Source organism: Oligoflexus tunisiensis, assembly GCF_001748245.1.
Taxonomy (GTDB): Bacteria; Bdellovibrionota_B; Oligoflexia; order Oligoflexales; family Oligoflexaceae; genus Oligoflexus; species Oligoflexus tunisiensis.
Genome location: NZ_BDFO01000001.1, coordinates 1530837 through 1550563, shown reverse-complemented (window position 1 = coordinate 1550563; position 19727 = coordinate 1530837). Strand labels below are relative to the sequence as shown.

The following is a 19727-nucleotide window of genomic DNA, read 5'->3' as shown; positions in this document are numbered from 1 at the left end:
CTGGCGAAATCAAACCAAACGGTGTGGAATTCTGATAAACGGGAAAGAATGCCCCGCATCATTCCTTCCCGGGCGTCGTTTCCTGGCGGGCGATTTCCAGCGCCTTATCCCAAAGGGACTGCAGCGTAGGATGTGCAGCCTGAAAGACATCCGGGAAATACCCCTGCGCAGACGTGAGCGTCGTGCCGCCGATGACCACCGCAGTAAATTTGTAAAAGCGTGCTTCATCCTGGCTGCGGATGAGATCCACGAAGGCTTTCACGGTGCTGGGACTGGCGAAGCATACGACGGAAGGTTCGCCGCAAAGTTTCTTCATGGCCTCAGGTTCGAAGTGCTTGATCGGTTCTGTCCGGTACATTTCAATGTCGTGGACTTCGAGATTGTGGGCTCGCAGATGATCACCGATGGCAAAAGCAGGCTCTGCGGGGCGCGGAAACCACACGACGGGTCCTTTTTTCATTTCCGCCGCAAGGGTGTGCGCAAAATCCTTGCCGTTCTGAACAGGAATCAGACGAGCCTTCAGATTCTGGCTGACCAGAAATTTATAGGTTTCCATGCCAAAGGTCACAAATTCGGCTTTATGCAGCTGATCCCGGATGGACGCTGTTTGACCCAGAAAACCCTCGGCTGCCTTGCGACTCGTCAGCAGCACCACCTCACAGGGCTTGGGAGGCAGCTGTGGAGGTATGCAAACCTGTTTAGTGACTGGGAAGCGTAGCACAGGAAGATCGAGCTTCACAATCTTCTGATCCTGCGCCCAATCCTCGGCTGGTCTTGTCCAGATGATCCTCTTCATGTGGTCCCCTTACGTGTGTTCCGCTTTTCACCGGACTCTGGTTGGGCTACAATCGAAGCGACGCTGCAGGAGCCCGACGCCCGTGATGACCCTTGAAGCCGTTTCCAAATCATACGACAAGATCCCTGTCTTGAAAAACATCAGCTTTCACATCAAGCCGGGAGAGCGGGTCAGTCTTTTGGGACCAGGTGGCTGTGGAAAATCGACGATTCTGAAGATACTCCTGGGTTTGCTGCCTCCGGATCGCGGCGCGGTTCAGTTCATGGACCGCGATATGGTGGCCGCGAGTGAAAAGGAAAAGCAGGAAACGCTGCGAAAAGTAGGAATGGCTTTTCAGCAGGGTGGCCTCTTCGATTTTATGACGGTTGAGGAAAATTTGACCTTTGCCATGGAACATATGACCGATATGAGTCCCGAGCAAATGTCGCAGCGTATCGATGCCCTTTTGAAAACGGTGAAACTCACCCGGACACGTCGCATGTTTCCGCATGAGCTCTCCGGCGGTATGAAAAGGCGTATTGGAATTGCCCGCGCCCTGGCCACCGATCCTGTCGTCTCGATTTTTGATGAGCCCACCTCAGGTCTGGATCCTGTCACCTCGACTATTATTTTAAACATGATTCATGAGCTGGGCGTGAGAAAGGATGACGGAGCGCAACTCGTCGCCACCTCGTCCGTGGAAATTGCCATACGCTTTGCCGAACGCTTGATTCTGATTGATGAGGGCGAGGTCGTGGCCGATGGCTCATGGAAGGATTTGATTCTGAATTCCACCGACTGGGTGAAACACTTTCTCAGTGTGCGGCTGATCGGGATTGATATCGAGTATGCGCGGGAATTGGGCCTGCCGGATGAATTCATCCGGCAGCACTGGAAATAAAGCTTAGTGAGCAAGCGCTGCGGTTTTGCCTTCAAAATAAGCCTGGTATTTCGGCCAGGAATAATCCGCAATCTTCTTGCCCATAATCAAACCTTCATTATTATCCGTGCGGATATGGTAGCCGCCCCAGAGACGGGACATCGCAGCCATTTCTGCTGTTGCCTTGAATGTGGGCAAAGGCAGGCGGATTTCCTTGGACTCAGGCACGTCCTTCGCGGGCTTGCCGTTGCGGGCCTGCATCTGCGAGGTGGGATAGGCGTCTTCGGTCAGCTCACCCGCCTTGCGAATCGCCACGGCTCCGAATTTGTCCGAACCGGTGAAGAGTTCGAGAGTCCGAGCGGCACCGGCGCTGGCCGTGGCGTGGCCCGAGACATAGCCAGGAAACGGCGGCGTCACGAAAATACTGGGGGAATAGGGATGCCATTCCTTGCCTGGAATCTTGCCCACGCCCTTGCCGGGTCCCTTCCAACCGAGAATATGCTTGTTGGGAAAGTGCTGACGCACCCACCAGTAGGGTCTTGAGGTATCGTAGTAGCGTTTCGTATCCCAGCTGGAAACGAAGGTATCATGCACGACGTTGGCGACGGCGAAGAACATTTTCACATCGCGATCCAGATCGTTTTTATCACGGCGCGAAACATCCTGAGCAAAGCGCAGCCAGTGACCGGATTGTCCCGTGGAACGCGGCCCATCACGCATGAATTCCACGATGGCCTTCTGCTCCAAACTCAGGTTGGCGTTCACTTCCGCGCATTCCTCCACTTCCTTGGCCAGCTGCTTGGAACCCCATTCAGGCGGAGGAGGGGACCGGAACTGATCGGCACGTTCCAGGGCAAAGGGTTTCACACGATACCAGTGCGCGGTCAGGAAGTTGGGAGCAAAGGTTTTGCCGTCCTTGCCCACGAAGGGAATGGGCATCCAATAGGTTGGGTTCTGCACATCATTCGGCTTATTCACGGAACGATAGTAGGTGTAGTCAGAGTAGGGTTTGCCATTGCTGCCGGCTTCATCCCCGTGCTGATTGGAACCATCATGACGACGATATTCAATGACAGCGGCGGCGGCCACGTTGCCAATGCCTTCCGGTTTGGTGCGATCCATGCTGTTATTATCAGGATCGTAACCCATCTTTTTCATTTGTTCGCGAACCCAGTCCTTATCATCCCCCCCATAGAGATCGAGCAGGCTGCGATAAGCCGCGTAAGCGATGGCGGTTTCCTTGTTCTTTTGGGTACGTTCCTTTTCAGGGCGACGCAATTTATCGCCGAAACGGGTCCCGATGGCTTTGGCATCATAGGCCGCCCAGGCGTCATACATCGCCGTCTCCACGATCGCCATCGAACGGGCCAAAATCGTGGGCCGTGCCCCGACGCGATCGACTTCACGGGCGCTGGTTTCAAGCAGAATATCCAGCCACTTGTAAGCCGCGGTGGGTTCTGGATGCGAGGCCTGATGAATCAATTCTGCAGCCTGCACCCGCAATCCTGTTCCTGCCCAGAGAAGGCCAATGAGCCAAAGGCTCCGCAAAAAGAGTTTCACCATATCACCTCTGATTTGATTCTTTTGTGATCATTATACCCATATCGACATGGTGCCACAATGTAAGGAATTGCCCATGTGCCTGATATGAGATGGAAAGCCCCGGCCGCTGGAATTCGCGCCGCCCTTTGGGTTAAAGCCCCCGGTTTTTAAAACTTTTTTTGGAAAACCTTCTCCATCTGGTATAGAACAGCGTGAATCACCAAAGCGAAGCCTGTGCTTCGCCCTGTGGACGGGAGCAGCACCTTGGAAAAAGCCGGCAAACTCATTGTGCTCGATATCGACAACACCGTGTTCAACTGGGTTGAATACTATGTGTCCTGTATGGATGCTCTGGCCCGGACGGTGGCCTTCATCATAGGAAGCACGCCGGAAACGTTATTCCATGAGTCGCGGGTCATCTTTGAAAAGGAAGGTTCCATCGAGTATCCGTTCCTGGTCCAGGAATTGCCCACCGTCATGCAATATTATGGCAGCGACATCGAACGCATGCTGCGCGAGGCGGTGGAGCCCGGCCGCATGGCCTTCAACGCGGCCGCGAAAAAAACCCTGGTGCCTTATGCCGGCGTCATGGAAACCATGCAAACGATCAAGCAGCGCTGGCCCCAAATTCCCGTGGTTGCCCTCACCGATGCGCCGCGTTATGTGGCCATGTGGAAGTTGAATAAGCTGCACCTTCTGCCGTTTTTTGATGCGGTCTACGGCCTGCCCGATCCACGTATTCCGGCGGATATCAAATCGCAGAAGGTGAAAGTGGACCCCGAAATCCTGATGAAGCATCTGCAGAAGAGCAACTTTGATTTTGCCGGTCGCATTCGTGTGCTGCCGGATGACTATGAAAAGCCGGGGACGAAAGGTTTGAAAACCGTCCTCATGGATTTTGAGATGGAATCCCATCTGAAGGATGTCCTCTGGGTGGGGGATAATCTGCGCAAGGATGTGGGACTTGGCAAACGTCTCGGCGTTCACACCGGCTGGGCCCGTTATGGAACGGCGATACAGGATGCTTCGAAAAAACTGCTCCTGGAATTCAGTCCACAGAACAATGTGGCAAAGAATGTGGCTCTGGATCCTGCCAGTCAGGATACGCCGCAGCCGGATTTCGTCCTCGAAACATTTGCTGATATGATCCCGGCGATTGAAAAACTGCTGACGCCTTAAAGAGACCCTTACATGACAAAAGAAATAGCCCCACGCGAGACCGGTCGGCTCCTGCGGCTCGCGGTTCCTGTTATTTTCACTCAAGTCGGCAACATGCTGATGGGTCTGGTCGATACCATGGTCGTCGGTCAGTATTCATCGCTCGCGCTGGCGGGTGTGGCTGCGGGCAACAGTATTTTCTATACGGTGGCCATGATCGGCATCGGCTATTTGGGAGCCATGGATCCCATCGTGGCTCAATCCCACGGAGCGCGGGAACCGAAACAGGCTCTGCAGTGTCTGGCTACGGCCTTGCAGCAGGCTCTGCTTTTCTGCCTGGTGGCCACACCGCTTCTTTTGTTCATCGCCGCGCATCTGGATTGGACCGGTGCGACGCCGGATGTGGCAGCCGCCGCTCAACCCTTTCTCCGCACCATGGCCTATGGTCTTCCGCCTTTGATGATCTTTCAGGTTCTGCAACGCTACTGGCAGGGCATGGAAATCGTGCTGCCCTTTACCCTGATCATGATCCTGAGCAATGGGATCAACTATGTTTTTGCTCTGGCCTTTGTCCAGGGCCGCTGGGGTTTTCCGGCCATGGGCGCGGAAGGCGCCGCGTGGGCGACGTTCATCGTGCGCACGGTGTCGGTCACGGCTGCAGTCATTTACACTGTTCAGGTTTGGAAACGGAGGCCCTATTATCGACCGAATCCCCTGCGGCTGCGCCCGCTTTTGAAACAATTTCAAAGGGTCATGCACCAGCGTCTGTTCCGCTTGGGCCTGCCGGCTTCGATGCAAATGGGCCTCGAGGTCTGCGCCTTCTCCTTAACGACGCTTCTTATCGCAAGGCTCGGGGCTCAGATGCTCGCCACGCATCAAATCGTTTTGAACATTGCCTCCTTTGCTTTTATGTTTCCACTTGGTCTCTCCGCAGCGACAGCCACACGCGTTGGCTATCATATGGGGCGCAAGGATGGACCTCAGGCCTTGCGCACGAGCTGGCTCGGCATCGTCATCGGCACCCTGATGATGGCCAGCTCCGCGCTGATTTTATATGCCATACCGAATCAGTTGCTCCGTCTTTTTACCCAGGACCCGGCTGTGATTCAGCTGGGCGTTTCCATCATCTTCCTCTGCTCGCTCTTTCAAATCTTTGATGGTGTCCAGGTCGTGTCCGCCGGCGCCTTGCGCGGTTTGGGTGATACGAAGACCGCGCTTTACGCCAACCTTTTGGCTCACTGGGGCCTCGGTCTGCCAACCGGATTCGCTCTTTGTTTCTGGCTCGATAAAGGTCTTTGGGGCCTTTGGGTCGGGTTGGCTTTGGGTCTCTTTTTCACCGCAGTTTTTAATACTTATGCTATTCTCAGAAAACGCCTGACATAACGGGACTTCAGGCGGGAACTGATAGCAAGGAGAACTGCAGCGTGGGCCTTCGATTCCCTTTTCTTGTTGTGCTACTGACGTTTTCCACTCTCGGTCTGGCTCAGGTTTCCGGCAGAGCGCCATGGACCGAAACTCCGGAACGCTTGCAGGATTGGGCCGAGGACGCTCAAGACCGCGATAAAGATACCAGCCATATTCTTCTGCATGAAGTGAACATTGAACTCGATGAAGCCGGTCGCTTTCATCGGCGAACTCATCGTATCATCACCATCCGCAATGATCATGATGTCCAGCGCTGGAGCAATCTCAGCGTGCCCTGGCGCAAGGATTATGAATCGCGTCCTGAAATTCAGGCGCGCGTGATCAGCCCTGACGGCAAAGTGCAGACACTGGATCAGGCCACGGTGGTCGAGGCTCCGGCCGGTGAATCCGAGACGGGAGAATATTCGCTCGGGGTTATTTTGAAAGTGCTGCCGCCTGGGCTGGTCCCTGGCAGCATTCTGGAAGTTGTGGTCGTCGAGCACGAACACAAGGCCCGCTTCCAGGCGGGACGCTATGATCAGGTGCCTCTGCGTTCGGTCCAGCCGATGGAGCGTCTGCAGATGACCATCGCCTGGCATCCCTCACAGAATCTGCGCTATCGCTGGGACGAGGCGATGGATTTGGAAAAATCCGAAGGCAAAACCGCTGCCGGCTGGCCCCAGATAACCTTGAAGGGGGAACGCATCGCAGCCGAGCCCATGCCTGAGCCACTGGCCCTGCCTGATGAGGCGACCAGCAGCCATCTTGAATTATCCAGCGCAGAAAGCTGGGCCCAGGCCGCGTCCGAGTATCAGACCATTGTGGAACAGCAGGCCCGCCAGAGCAAAAAAATTCCGGCCCTGGTGAAAAAACTAAAAAAGGGTCGGAAGACACCAGCTGATGTGCTGGCGGCGATCACCTTTCACGTCCAGAATGAAATTCGTTACAGCAGCCTCGCCTTTGGCGAGACTTCGATCGTACCGCAAACGCCGGATGAAACCCTGGAACGCGGCTATGGAGATGGGAAGGACAAGGCAACGCTGGCTCAGGCCATGCTGAAGGAAGCAGGATTCAACTCCCGACTGGTTCTTCTGAACGCGGCACCGCATCCACGGCAAAGCGATGATATGCCCGGCCTGGATCGGTTCAATCATGTGATCCTCGCGGTCCAGCAGAATAAGAATTGGACCTGGGTGGACCTCACGGCCGACTTTTTTCGACCCGGTCTTTTACCGCCGGCCGTGGCGGGACAGAAGGCGCTGCTGATCGGACCCGAGGGAAAGGAACTGCGAACGACTCCCGTCAACACAATGGAAGACAATCAACTTCGCATGACCAAATCATTCAAACTCTCCCGACTGGGTCCCGCCCGCATGGTGCGCACCGAGAACGCCCAAGGCATTTTTGATACCTTCTACCGCCGTTCCCTGGCCACAGGATCCGCCAGTGAGCTGATGAATGAAATCGAGCAGACGGTGGATCCAAATGCGGAGCTGGAAAGCGCAAAGGCGTCCGATCATAAGGATTTTACGAAACCGATGCGTTTGGAAGGACACTTTGCCAATGTCGGCACAGTCGATGTGTGGCCCGCCGGCGCCCAGGTCTTTGCCTTCCCCCATCAGCTGTTTTCGGGCATGCCTTCAGCACTCGATCCCCTCAATGAACGGGATGTGCGCGGGAAGATTGCCGAACTGAAAAAATATCTGGAGAATCGCCAGCACCCTGTCACGCTCTCCTTTCCCTTCCAGCGTGACTATGTATTTCAATTTCAACTGCCACCGCACCTGGACATCAGCGTCCGGCCTGAACCCACCCGCCTGGAACTGGGACCGGCCTCCTTCACATTGAAAACCCGATCCTGCGGGGCATCCTGCTTTGAACTGCATTATGCCTTTGCCACAGGTCCCGCCCTGGTATGGACAGCGGCCGAGGCGCGTGACTATGCGGATGGGCTGGGGCGCGTGCTGGATGACAAACTTTATACGGTGGCGATCAAACCCAAGGCCTTTATCCTGAGCGAGCAAGGCCAGCTGCGCGAAGCCGTGCAACTCGCTCGCAAGGTGGCTTCTGGCAAGGATGCCCAGCCGGTGGATCGTCTGACTCTGGCCCAGCTGATGAATCGCGTGGGTCTGCTCGAGGAAGCCCAGCAGCTGGCGCGGGATGCTGTGAAAGCCCAGCCCCAGGAAAAACGCATCATCCTGCATGCGGCGGAACTCTTCATCCGCGGCGAAAATCAAAAGGACTGCAGCAAGGGATCGGACTGCGCCGAAGCCCGAAGGCTCTATGAGCAGGCTCTGAAGCTCGATCCTGCGGATCGTTTTGCCCTGCGAACTCTGCCCTTGCTTCTGGTCTATAACAGCAAAGGCATCCGTTATGGTCGTGGCGCGGATATAGCGAAAGCGGATGCAGCCTTTGCCAAAGCCATGAAGGGTTCACTGGCCGAGGATCAGGAATTTTTTAACACGTATCTGCAGCATCTAACCTTTACCGGGCAGTGGATTGCCATGGACCAGGCGCTGCGCCGTCCACCGGAGACCATGCTGCCGGCTGTCGTGGATGCCTGGCGCGTGATCGCCCTGATTGGCAATCAGCATCCTGAAGAGGCTGAAAAGGAATTGGATAAGCTTCTGAGCCGCGAGGAAGGTCCGGCGAGCATGCAGGGCCTGATCAAGGAATTGATGCAGGATCGTCGCTATAAGGAGGCTTCGCAACTCTTTTCCCTGCTCGGGGATCGTCTGCCACAAACCAAGGGCGCTGCTGATGCCCTGGCTCTGATGAAGCCCTGCCCCGAGGAGCCCAAACCGGATGCGGACCTGAATACGTCCGTGCGATATTACATCTGCACGATGCTGTCGCCGGATAGCTCGCTGAAAGAAGGCCTGGAGTTTGTGCCTTCCTTCGTCCGGCAGCATGCGGACTATCAAAAATACTTTGAAGAGGTGGAATGGGAAAAACGGCTCGATAGTGCACACGCCGATCCCACGCTTCCGCCCTACTTCCTGATCGATTCCGCCAGCACAGCCTATGATGTGAATCCAGCGCAAAAACTGCAGGAAGGTCAGGTCCTGATCCTGCGAAATACCAAGGTCTTTGCCGCTTCACCCTTCGCCTCGGAGCAGCCGGAGGAAGGCTTTGAGCCCAGGCTTTTGGGTGTGAAAGAGCAGGGCGTATGGCGTTTTATTGGGCTCGATGCACCCAGCGTCCTGAGCGTGCTTTGGTTCCGTGCCCATGAAAGTGGAAACGACAAGACGGCTCAGGACTATGCGCAGCTTTTAGGTGATCTACTGGATCGGTCCATGAGCGTGAATACGGATGAATCGAAAATGAGTCCGGAAACTCGCCACTATCGCAGTATCGTCAGTAATTTCCGGCCGCTCCTGAAAGGCAAGGCCCACGAGCAGCAACTGGTGGCGGCGATTTATTCGCCGGATGTCCTGAATGAAAAGACCGTGGAGATTCTGAAACGCGAGCTGACCAAACCCGGACTGAAACCGGAGCAGGCGGAAATACTCGAGGTGCTGATCGCCGGCCGTCTCGTGAGCATGAAAAAACCCGAGGAGGCTTTCCAACGCCTGATGGCGCGCAGTGAAAAAGGCCCCATGACTTATGCCATGATGCAAACCTTTCTGGCCCTGGCCCGCACGGGCGATATCAAAGCGGAGCAGTTCAAACCGCTGCTGACCAAACTGGAGCAATCTGAGTTCGACGAGCGGCTGAGCCTGCTGGCTGAAATCAAAAGTCTGCTCGGTGATCAGAAAGGTGCGGAAAAGGTTTACCATCAATGGCTGGAGAAGCCCTCACCCAATGGCCTGACCGAAAACAACTTCGCCTGGTTTTACTTCACCACCGGCCGGTCCAATGACGAAGCTCTCAAGCTCGCGCAGCATGCAACCGAAGCGGCCAAGGAATCAGTAGCCAACCTGAATACACTCGCCTCCATTCAGGCTGAACTCGGCATGACCCATGAAGCCGTCACAACCCAGATGCAGTATCGAAGCCTGCTCGGAGATCGTGATCTGGGCGCTGCGGATGATCTGGTGACGGCCATCAATGCTGAAAAGCTGGGTCTGCAGGAAGCTGCCTTGAAGCGTCTGAAGAAGATCAGGATGGAACCTGAGACAGCGGATTTGAAATCGCTGCTTCATGCGAAGATTCAGCAGCTCGAAAAAGGGGAATCGAAAACCCGTTAGAACAGGCCGGGCGTCTCCTGCTGACACCCATCGCACCCTTGCTGGCAAAAGACTTGCAATCGTGGATCGGGTGTATGAAGCAGGAGACTTCCATGCCGACAAAAGCTGCAAGGTGTCTGAAAAAACTGAGTCCTGAAGATGAAGCAAATCTGGCTGGCCTTCGCTATCTCCCGCCTTCGGTTGCCGGTTATACCCGAAGAAAGATGGGTAAAAACTTTTGCTATGTGGACATGAAAGGTCGCCTGGTCAAGTGCCCGAAGCTCAAGAAACGCTTTCAGGCCCTGATGATTCCACCCGCGTGGAAGGACGTCTGGATTTCACCCGATGCCCGCAGCCATATTCAGGCCACCGGCTTCGATGAAAAGGGCCGCAAGCAGTATCGCTACCACCCCGGGTGGCGGGCTCAGCGTGATGGCAGCAAGTTTCACCGAATTCTGCAGTTTGCCGATATGCTGCCGGGCTTGCGCCGCAAAATTCAGGAGAATCTGCGCGCGCCCGCGCTCTCCAAACCCCAAATTGTCGCCACGATCGTACAGCTGCTGGAAACCACACTGATCCGTATTGGCAATGAATCCTACGCACAACAGAATAAATCCTATGGTCTGACCACGATACGCACGCAGCATGTGGAGATTTCGAACAGTCGCGTGACGTTCACCTTTAAAGGAAAAAGCGGTGTGCCCCATAACGTCGAGCTGCGGGATGCACGCATGGCCCGTATCATCGCGCGCTGCCATGATCTGCCAGGACAGATCCTCTTTCAATACCTCGACGAAAAAGGGCAGCCTCATCCCATTGGCTCCGCGGATGTGAATGCCTTTCTCCGCGAAACAACCGGTGGCGCCTTCACCGCCAAGGATTTTCGAACCTGGACGGCATCGGTCATGGCCGCCAGGGTTCTCCGTGATTACGATCCGCCCACCTCGCTGACGAGCAGCCGGCGCAATATTAAAGCGGCCATCAGTGAAGTGGCGCGAGCCCTGCGCAATACCGTGAGCATCTGCCGGAAATGTTATGTGCATCCGCAGGTGATCACCGCTTACATGGATGGCCAGCTCGACCGCAGCTGCGCCGATCGCTACGAGAGACTGGCCAGCAGCTTTGTGAAAAAAGGTTTCCGTGATGACGAGGCGTTTTTCCTGGCTCTCCTGCAAAGCTGTTCCAAACGCAAAGCCCAGGCGGCCTAGGTCACAGGAAAGGGAAGGCATGCGAACCGAACGCGAAAAAATGCTGGCCGGTGAGTTCTATCAACCTCTGGATCCTGAGCTCGTGGCCCTGCGCGAAGAGGCCCGGGATTTGACTCAGGCTTACAATGCCACCCGTGAAGTGGAGCAGGGTGATCGTCTGTCCCTGCTCAAACGTCTGCTCGGATCCATGGGCGCGGACGTCTGCATTCAGCCGCCTTTTTTCTGCGACTATGGTTTCAACATCCACCTGGGTGATCGGGTCTTCTTCAACTTCAACTGTGTGGTCCTCGATGTCTGCGAAGTCCGGATCGGTGACGTTTGCCTCTTCGGCCCGGCAGTTCAGATTTATGCAGCCACCCATCCTATGAACGCTGAGCTGCGCCGTCAGCAGGAGTTTGCCCGCCCTGTTACAATCGGCTCGGATGTGTGGGTCGGGGGCGGTTCCATCATTTGCCCGGGTGTGACCATCGGGTCCCGGACGGTGATCGGTGCCGGCAGTGTCGTCACACGCGACGTTCCGGGCGGAGTTTTCGCCGCTGGCAACCCCTGTCGGGTCATCCGCGAGCTCCAGGATTGACCCATTTCGGTGAAAATTTTGCACACGCCCTCTTTTCTGTCCAAACCTTGGACAGCTCGGTGAAACTTTTATCAACATCATGATTTCATTTGGTTTTAAATTAAAATTTAAGTTTTTCCCCTTTTCGACCGACATAAGAAACCATGGTTGGCAAATCGAATTTTAGGAGAATCCCATGAAATTTTTTGCACTGGTTTTAACAGCCTCGGTCGTAACGGCTTGTGGCGGCGGACTTTTCAGCTCCCGCCCTGTTTCCAAGAGCAATCTGGTCGGTGCTGAGCAAACTGCGGTTGATACAGCTTCGAGCCAATCCTCCGCAGACCAGGTGGATGGCAATGCCAGCGGTACAACCAGTACCTCAGCCAGCGTCGATGGAACCGAAAGCGCAACCCCGGCGGGTGATGCCCTGGCCAAAGCCCTGGACAAATGTCCTGGCGCGGATCCTGCAATTCTGGATGCCCTGATCAAATCAGGTCAGCCCTTTGAAGTGGAATGTGAAGTGGAAATCGAAGTCGGCGCTGAAGCCGAGGACGAGGCTGAAGGGGCCGAGGCCGCTGGCGCTGAGGCGGATGACTAAGAATTAACTTAACCAGTGCAGCGGAATCGTCCCGACCTCAATGGCCTGACGACTTCCGCCTTGGGAGGGCAGGAACCCTCCTGCCTGAACTAGACATGACTTTCCTGCCTGTGCCGGATCGTCGAAATGATCTGGCTTTTTTTCGCCGCCAGCACCGCACCCGCAATAAAGAGCACATTCACAAACGCGCTGACGTAGAAACCGGAAAGGCCATGGATCAGAAACGCGGAGATGATGCTACCCAGGGAAACACCAAACAATATATGACCAAACCAATGAGCCAGGGACAGGGGCAGCCAGTTCCGATTGTAGGACTCGCTCGGATGGCGTGATCCCAGGGCCGTGACGTAGAAGTTGATCATGACAAATCCCTGCACGAACCCCATGAAACCACCAATGCCGCTCGATATGGTCACGGAATCAAAATTGAGAAAACTCAAAGCCTTATAATAAAACCACGAAAGCAGCATGCCGGACACGAAGTACATTATCATTCCCATGGTAAAGAACTTCTTCGGATCCGTTGTCACATCCGTGCCCAGCAGCCGAATCATATCCCCATGGCGAAATCCATCCCAAACCAGCGTATACATCACAGCCGCCATCACCAGGGTGGCAATCACGGCTCCCGTAACAGTCACGAAGAAATCCATAAATACTCCTTGGTTTTTGTGCCTGCCAACGCCCTCAGTTCACCACAGCCCATAATAAAAGTACAGCTCGAGCGGATTCCCCAAATGAAACGAGGAGCCTGCTCCAATCCTGATATCAGGATTGAGAGAGACTCCCCCGGGGTTTAGGACTCTATAAATGAATTAATTTGGAGCAGGATTGTAATTCAGCGTGACCTGGGAACCATCCTTGACCAGATCCGTCTTGAGAATGGTGACAACATTTTGTGCAGCATCATAAGCCCAATCCGCTTGAGCCAGCTTCTTTCCATCGAGCGTCACGATCACAGCCTTGGGATTGCTGGGCTTCTGGCTCAAGCCAAAAGTCACACTGCGTTTGACGATATCGTTGGATAGACGCGTGATGAGGTTTGACCAATCCACGCTGCAGATATCCAGAGCCGAACCTTTGGTGCTTGTACTCAGCGTAATATATTCCATACCGACATTGGACAGTTCACAGTCATTGTTCTCCACCGAAGTCGGCAGACCCACGATCGCGTTGAAGGTGGCATTCAAGGTCTTCATGGGATCAAAATCCGCGGCAAGGTTCCCATTCCCCTCGCCGTTGTCATCGGAAATCACAACCACCTCCAGCTTTGCATCCTTGCGGAATGGCAAAGGCGTGGCGAGCGGTGCACCTTGAGCATCCCGATAGCTGCCGTCAAAGGTCCCGGCAAATAAAGCCGTGAGACGGCTGATGGCATCCTCCGAGCCCACTCCCTCGTCGATAAAGGCAATTTTACCCGGATCGACGCCCACCGGCAGAGTCAGCAGCTGATCCATCATCAGATGGATGCGCGAATCCAGGCGCCCCGAATTCAGAAGGCTGATCATGCGCCCAAGGTTGGCCTGGGTCGCGGCGATCTCATCATTCATACTCGCACTGGTATCAATGGCAAAGACAACGTCCACCTTGAGCGAAACCGTGTGTTTGTCCGTCAAAGCCCCCAGAGCATCGTTGTTGGACGTTCCATCTGCGGAAGCCCCACTGTCGACGTCGGTGGCAGGAGCCGTCGAGCCGATGGAATCGGCCGAATCAATCTGAGGCAGGGTAACGGTACCCGAGGCGCCTTCATCGACTGCCCCGTCATCGATAATAGTCCCTTCCTCCGCGACTTCCGCCACGACCTCCTGCGGAGCGTCCGGTTCAGGCACCCCGCTCTTGAACGCAGACTTATCACTACAGGCCCAAACGCTCAGACTGAGTGTGAAAGGCACCAAAGCTTGCATGAATTTCATAACCGACTCCCTGTGTGTCAGGTTCAAGGCCCATGATCAGGGGCTCGCTGTTGTTCCTGTGCTTATTCCATACTGTGCTTCTAGCAAGCCACATTCCAAAACCTGCGCCACGACTGAGAAATCGTTTAACAGACGACTTTTATTGTTTATTGATGTCAGCGTAAATGCAGGCGAATCTTACCGTATCCCCGATGCGGTAACATTTCCGGGCTGCCCGTGAGATTGGCTTTTCCGAAATCAGTTGCAATTTCAAGCAATTAAAGAAATAGTTGTGTTTTTCGAGTCAGGTTTGGCCCCCTGCTCGGGTTTGACAAGTCAGATTTTTCATCTGTTATATCAATGGATTGTATCAAATCACGCAAGCCCTTCGCAGGAGATTGAAATTCCCAGTGTCCAGGACTGCAATTCCTGCCCTCCCGACATTGGGGGCCCTCTTCTAAACTGTAAGAAGGCCTCACCACATCTTCGGAGCTGGCGTGATCGAGATTCAGAATCTTCGCAAGGATTTCGCTCATGATGAAATCATCAAGGAGCTCAATCTGGCCATCCATCCCGGCGAGACGCTGGGCCTATGGGGTCGTCCGAAAACCGGTCTGACCACACTTATGCATTTGATGGCTGGCATTCTCACGCCCACCACCGGACGCGTGCTCATTGATGATCGTCATGCCGTCGTGGATCGCCCCTATGTAACAAAGGTCCTTTCCTATGTTCCGGAAAAACTCGCCCTGCCGGCCGGCATGCGCGTGCGCGACATCCTGCATTTCGCAGCCAGCTTGCGCGGTCTGACCAATCCCCGTTCCGTGGCTCAAAACCTGAATGAAAAATTTCAGCTGCAGGACTGCTGGGACCTGCGTTTCGGTTATCTGCCGCCGAGTCTGCAGAAGCTGGTCTGCGTGGCTCAGGCTCTGATTCATGAACCGAAAATCCTCCTGCTCGATGAACCCTTGCAGCCGCGCGACAGCTGGCAAAAACAGCGACTCCTGCAGTGGCTGAAGGATCCGACACCTTACTCCATTCGGATCATCAGCAGCCATGTTCTGGAAGACCTCGCTCCCCTCTGCGGACGTATTTTGGTTCTGCATGAAGGGCGCCTCGTGCACAGTTACACCTCCGAACAATTGCAGACACCGCAGCAGATGCAGGCGGCGTTGCATATCGCAGCCGAAGGTGGAGGGATATGAAAACCTTTTTGACCCTCATTCTGCGGGAATGCCAGGCGATCTTCCGCATCCGTTTTGTGCCTCTCTGGGCGGCGCTGTGGCTGTTTTGTTTTGCTCTCTGGACCTTTTTTGGATCCCGTTTTTTTGAAACAGGCGAAGCCAGCCTGCGCGGACCTCTGCAGGTCCTGCCCTGGCTTTTCACCGCTTTGATGCCGCTGCTGGCCAGCCAGCTCTGGCATGCCGAGGCGCGTCCTGGCTATGAACAGTGGCTGCAATCCTCAGGTCTCGGCGGTCTCAAGCGTATCACCGCGCAATGCATCGCCGGCAGCCTTGTCAGTCTGGTGCTGATTCTCGGAACCGTGCCCATGGCCCTGACGGTTATGCTGATGGGTCCGCTCGATAAAGGCATGTGGCTGTCCTCGCTGCTCGGACTCTGGTGCTTCAGCGTATGGCAGCTCGCCCTCAGTGGACTCTTCATGCGCCTTTTCAAGCGCATCGGCACCGCATTGCTGGCCAGCATGATCGTCCTTTCCCTCGTGCAGGCGATGGGTTCTCCCGATCTTGTCGATCAAATCACCCGCATGTTTCCCTGGATTCACGGCCACGTTCTGAATGGCATCAGTCCCCTCTCGCATCTCGATACGATGAAGCGCGGCGTGGTGGACAATCGCAACCTCAGTTTTTTCTTCGGCGGCACGCTCTGGCTGCTCGCCGCTCAGATTCTTTTGCAAAGAAAGCAGCGCACCCTCTCCCTGCGTGGACAGTATGTTCCCCCCAGGGCCTTTTGGGTGCTGATGGATCTTTGGTTGATCGCGGGGCTGGTCTTTGTTGCACTCACGCAAAAACCATTCATGCGTTTTGATCTGAGTGACGAAAAGCTTTATTCCCTGTCCGATGGAAGCCGCTCCCTTTTGAATGCCATGAATGAATCCGTGTCCATCAAGCTCTATTTCTCCCGTTCGCATCCTTTGATGGACCCTCTGCAGCGCATCCACGGGCATCGCATCCAGGAGCTGCTCGAAGCGTACGTGGCCTATCTGCCGAAGAAAATGAAGCTCGAAGTTTTGGATCCGCGTCCTGATACGTCCCTCGAGGCGGAAGCCCGCTGGGAAGGCTTGAAGGGTCTGCGCACGGCAAAGGGCGACATTTATCTCGGCGCGGTCTTCACGCAGGGTCAGAAAACGCTGCGCATTCCCTACTTTGATCCGCGCAAGGAAACGCAGATCGAATACGAACTGTCCGAAGTCTTCGTCAAACTCAACCAGACCGTCAAGCCCATCCTCGGCGTGATCACATCCCTTCCCATGGTATCGGAACGCGATGATGAGGGGCCCCGCCTGCGTCCGGATTGGGCTGTGGTGGAAGCCCTGCGCGGTTTCTATCAGATCACCCGTCTGCCCGTTGACGTCAAGGAAATTCCGGAAAACATTTCCTCGCTGATGGTCATTCATCCCAAATCCATTTCCGAACTGACCGAATATGCCATCGATCAGTTTGTGCTGCGGGGTGGCCATCTCGTGCTCGCGGTGGATCCCTTCTGCGAAACCGAACTGTCCTATAACAATCCCGGCGGATCCAATCCCCTGAAAATGAGCAGCACGCTGCCGATCCTTTTCCCGGCCTGGGGCGTGGACTTTGATCCCACCCGCATGGTCGGTGACGCGGCGCGTTCGGGACGCCAGGTGACGCTGCAGAAAGTGGCGAATAATCCCTTTCATGTGAATCTGATCGACAAGGACCTCAACCGTCAGCATCAGATCACTCGCACCATTCACCAGCTGCTCTTTCCCGAACCAGGCTGGCTGGATATCAAGCCCCAGCCGAATCGCAAGTGGGAAATCCTGGTGCAAAGTTCCGACAAGAGCGGGCTTCTTTCCACCGAGGCCGCCGCTTACATGTCACCGCAGCAGCTGACCCAGCAGCTGAAACCCGACGGCACCATGCGCACCATCGCCGGCATCCTGTCAGGTCACTGGACCACGGCCTTCCCTGAAAAGCCGTTCGACAGCCCCATTGTGCAGCATCGGGAAAAAACCGAGCAGCCGACCAGCATCGTGCTCTTTGCGGATACTGATTTTCTTGCGGATCCCCATGCCGTGGAAAAACTGCAGGTCATGAGTCAAATGCTGATCCGCCCGCGAAATGACAATCTGAGTCTTCTGACTCACGCGGTGGAATTTTTGGGTGGCAATCGCGATCTCATCAGCATCCGCAGTGGCGGCAGTGTGCATCGGTCTCTGACGCGTCTGGAGGAATACGAGGAGCAGGTGCGACAGCCCTGGCTGGAAACCGAGGACAAACTCTCGGCCCGTATTGCTGATATCGAAAGACAGATCGGTGACCTGCAGGTGCAGGAGGAAAGCACGGCGAGCATCCTCTCCAAGGAGCAGGAAAGGCAGCTCAGGCGTCTGCGCGAAACCGAAGCCGGACTTTGGACCGAACGGCGCCTGGTCCGCGAAAAAGCCCGCTTTCAGCCCGATAACATCCGCCGTTTGATCGTGACGGCGCATCTCGGCTTTCTGCCCATTTTGATTGTCGCTTTGGGTTTTCGACGCAAGCTGCGCGAGGTTCGTGAAGTCCGTCGCGCCCAGCGTCACCTGAAGGAACAGACCTGAGCCCGATTCAGTTCATGTAGGATTGAATCGTCGGCGCAATATCCAAAGGATGCACACCCAGATCCGCGATCGCACGCGACCAGATCTCCTGCGAGGGCGTATTGAACAGAAGCTGGTCATCCAATGGCTTCTGATACCAGTGGCCTGATTTCAACTCCATATCCAGCTGCTTGGCGCCCCAACCGCAATAGCCAATGACGAAGCGATAAGGCAAAAGGGTTTCACCCTTTTTCAAGCCGTTCGCCTGCACATGCTCGATATGCTGAACGAGCCCTTCCACAGCCTCCTCCGATGAGGAAACCCGCAGGTCACCCGAAACGGTGGTGGCCGCACTGTCGCCGCCTTGATTATGAATCACAAGGCCTTGATTGCTGCCGATCGGTCCGCCCATCCAGACCGGCACATGGTTTGGAATTTGATAACGGTTTTGAAAGACGACATCGCGCAGGGACATGGGCATGGGGCGGTTGATGATGAAGCCCAGGGCCCCATCCGGATTATGCTGAATCAGAAGCACCACGGATTTTACAAAATGAGGATCCATCAGCCCAGGCAATGCGATCAAGAGCGAGGGCAGATTCAACTGCTGAGCCATCAAGGGCGCTCCTAAGGAAGAAAATGAAAGCATGAACCTCCAGGCTAAACGCTTTGAGGTTCGAGGTCAAAAGGAAAACCCATGAGGCAAAAAGCCTAAAAATAAAGGCGGACTGTGAGCATGCGGCCGCGTTCACGACTGTCCAGACGCTGGCCTTCCTTCTCCTCAGTCCAGGTATGATCGTATACGCCATAGATGAAGCGCACGTTGTAGATTTCCAGAAAGGCGCCGTAATCCAGGTGCGAGGCCTTGGCTTTCGCGTCCTCGCTGACCTGCGGCTTGAACGCAAGGTACTCACCTTCGGCCCCCAGGAAACTCAGGAAATAAAGCGCCATTTCTCCACCGTAATAGCTGCCACTCGTGCTGGCGAAGGGGGAATCCGTCAAGCCTGAGCTGCGATTGAACTTGCCTATTTTACCGACCAGAAACGAATCCTGCTCGTTGGCACCGAACAGCCGCAGGTTGACACCACTGTACTGGATTTTATCCGTGGCGGTGGTGAGGGCGGGAAGCGCGGCGGGTTCCAGCGTCTGCTGCTCCACCATGAAGCGATTGATGAAACCGGCTTCAAGACCCAGATCAATATCGAGCGTGCGCAGACCGGTGGTCGCGGAAACGAGGTTGGTAAACCAGAACTGCAAATGCCCCTGCTCTTTTTTGTGATCGGTTTCCCGACGCGCCCAGGTGCTGTCGCTGAAATCCGCGGCATCCCCGTAGGTGATCTGACTTGATCCGTGACTTTGGCCATACTGCAGACTGAGTTCCGGTGCGAACTTATCCTTCCTGGGGTCAGAGAACATGGCGAGCCAAACGTCCATCATCTTCATGCGCTCTTTGATGCGCAGCCATTCCGTCAAGGTCCAGCGGGTGGATCTCCGTTCCTCCTGGACATCCTCGATATATGTGACGACGCGTTTGCCCTGCGCCTGGAGTGAAGGGGTCCAGGCTGTCATCAGCAAAAGGGACAAGAGGTAAGATTTGCGAAGGTCCACCATTCCATTCCTCCAGGACGTACGTATCCGCACCAGCTGAATGATCGGCAGACTTTGGCAAGACTTCAAAAAATTCCATCTTAGCGCTGTTATTACGCGAAATTAACAAGGCAAAAACCTTCCAGAAGGCGCGCCTCGTGGCCGAGTTGTGACAAGACC

Annotated in this window: 15 protein-coding genes; 9 read left to right on the top strand and 6 right to left on the bottom strand. The window is 55.2% G+C overall.

The features are described 5' to 3' along the window. Positions 1-58: 58 nt before the first annotated feature. On the bottom strand, positions 59-796 hold the full coding sequence (locus OLTU_RS06755) for a uroporphyrinogen-III synthase (protein WP_141731991.1): 738 nt from the start codon (positions 794-796) through the stop codon (positions 59-61). An 85-nt stretch (positions 797-881) separates the two neighbouring features. Here OLTU_RS06755 and OLTU_RS06750 point away from each other — a divergent pair, with 85 nt between their 5' ends. After that, positions 882-1676, top strand: coding sequence for an ABC transporter ATP-binding protein (locus OLTU_RS06750; RefSeq protein WP_245676859.1), 795 nt, complete (start codon positions 882-884; stop codon positions 1674-1676). A 3-nt stretch (positions 1677-1679) separates the two neighbouring features. Here OLTU_RS06750 and OLTU_RS06745 read toward each other — a convergent pair whose 3' ends face one another. Next, a complete protein-coding gene (locus OLTU_RS06745; protein WP_141731989.1) occupies positions 1680-3218 on the bottom strand; it encodes a vanadium-dependent haloperoxidase in 1539 nt (512 codons plus the stop codon). Positions 3219-3431: 213 nt separating this feature from the next. Between OLTU_RS06745 and OLTU_RS06740 the strand changes: the two genes are divergently transcribed. From OLTU_RS06740 to OLTU_RS06715, 6 genes are all read left to right on the top strand, one after another. Next, positions 3432-4376 carry an HAD family hydrolase gene (locus OLTU_RS06740; protein ID WP_218109887.1) on the top strand — a complete coding sequence of 315 codons (945 nt, stop codon included), beginning with the start codon at positions 3432-3434 and terminating at the stop codon, positions 4374-4376. Between the two features lie 12 nt (positions 4377-4388). Beyond that, positions 4389-5738 (top strand): MATE family efflux transporter, encoded by a 1350-nt coding sequence (locus tag OLTU_RS06735; protein WP_141731987.1) that lies wholly within the window; start codon positions 4389-4391, stop codon positions 5736-5738. 41 nt (positions 5739-5779) lie between these two features. Continuing rightward, the gene (locus OLTU_RS06730; RefSeq protein WP_141731986.1) at positions 5780-9949 is read left to right on the top strand and encodes a transglutaminase family protein; all 4170 of its coding nucleotides are present in this window, start codon (positions 5780-5782) and stop codon (positions 9947-9949) included. A gap of 92 nt (positions 9950-10041) precedes the next feature. After that, positions 10042-11136, top strand: a complete 1095-nt coding sequence (locus OLTU_RS06725) for a DNA topoisomerase IB (RefSeq protein ID WP_176736394.1) — start codon at positions 10042-10044, stop codon at positions 11134-11136. Positions 11137-11155: 19 nt separating this feature from the next. Further along, positions 11156-11713, top strand: a complete 558-nt coding sequence (locus OLTU_RS06720; protein WP_141731984.1) for a sugar O-acetyltransferase — start codon at positions 11156-11158, stop codon at positions 11711-11713. 175 nt (positions 11714-11888) lie between these two features. Beyond that, positions 11889-12290, top strand: a complete 402-nt coding sequence (locus OLTU_RS06715; protein WP_141731983.1) for a hypothetical protein — start codon at positions 11889-11891, stop codon at positions 12288-12290. 89 nt (positions 12291-12379) lie between these two features. Here OLTU_RS06715 and OLTU_RS06710 read toward each other — a convergent pair whose 3' ends face one another. Together OLTU_RS06710 and OLTU_RS06705 are read right to left on the bottom strand one after the other, a co-directional pair. Then, positions 12380-12943, bottom strand: a complete 564-nt coding sequence (locus tag OLTU_RS06710; protein ID WP_141731982.1) for a hypothetical protein — start codon at positions 12941-12943, stop codon at positions 12380-12382. Positions 12944-13105: 162 nt separating this feature from the next. Then, positions 13106-14203, bottom strand: coding sequence for a hypothetical protein (locus tag OLTU_RS06705; protein ID WP_141731981.1), 1098 nt, complete (start codon positions 14201-14203; stop codon positions 13106-13108). A gap of 476 nt (positions 14204-14679) precedes the next feature. On the opposite strand from OLTU_RS06705, the gene OLTU_RS06700 reads away from it, so the two are divergent. Both OLTU_RS06700 and OLTU_RS06695 read left to right on the top strand, forming a co-directional pair. After that, the gene (locus OLTU_RS06700) at positions 14680-15387 is read left to right on the top strand and encodes an ATP-binding cassette domain-containing protein (RefSeq protein WP_176736393.1); all 708 of its coding nucleotides are present in this window, start codon (positions 14680-14682) and stop codon (positions 15385-15387) included. Next, positions 15384-17981, top strand: coding sequence for a Gldg family protein (locus OLTU_RS06695; RefSeq protein WP_141731979.1), 2598 nt, complete (start codon positions 15384-15386; stop codon positions 17979-17981). The genes OLTU_RS06700 and OLTU_RS06695 overlap by 4 nt, the downstream gene beginning before the upstream one ends. Positions 17982-17988: 7 nt before the next feature. On the opposite strand, the gene OLTU_RS06690 is transcribed toward OLTU_RS06695, so the two are convergent. Both OLTU_RS06690 and OLTU_RS06685 read right to left on the bottom strand, forming a co-directional pair. Continuing rightward, complete coding sequence (locus OLTU_RS06690) at positions 17989-18576, bottom strand: YqgE/AlgH family protein (protein WP_176736392.1); 588 nt, start codon at positions 18574-18576, stop codon at positions 17989-17991. Between the two features lie 95 nt (positions 18577-18671). Further along, the gene (locus tag OLTU_RS06685; protein WP_141731977.1) at positions 18672-19571 is read right to left on the bottom strand and encodes a hypothetical protein; all 900 of its coding nucleotides are present in this window, start codon (positions 19569-19571) and stop codon (positions 18672-18674) included. Between the last annotated feature and the right edge of the window lie 156 nt (positions 19572-19727).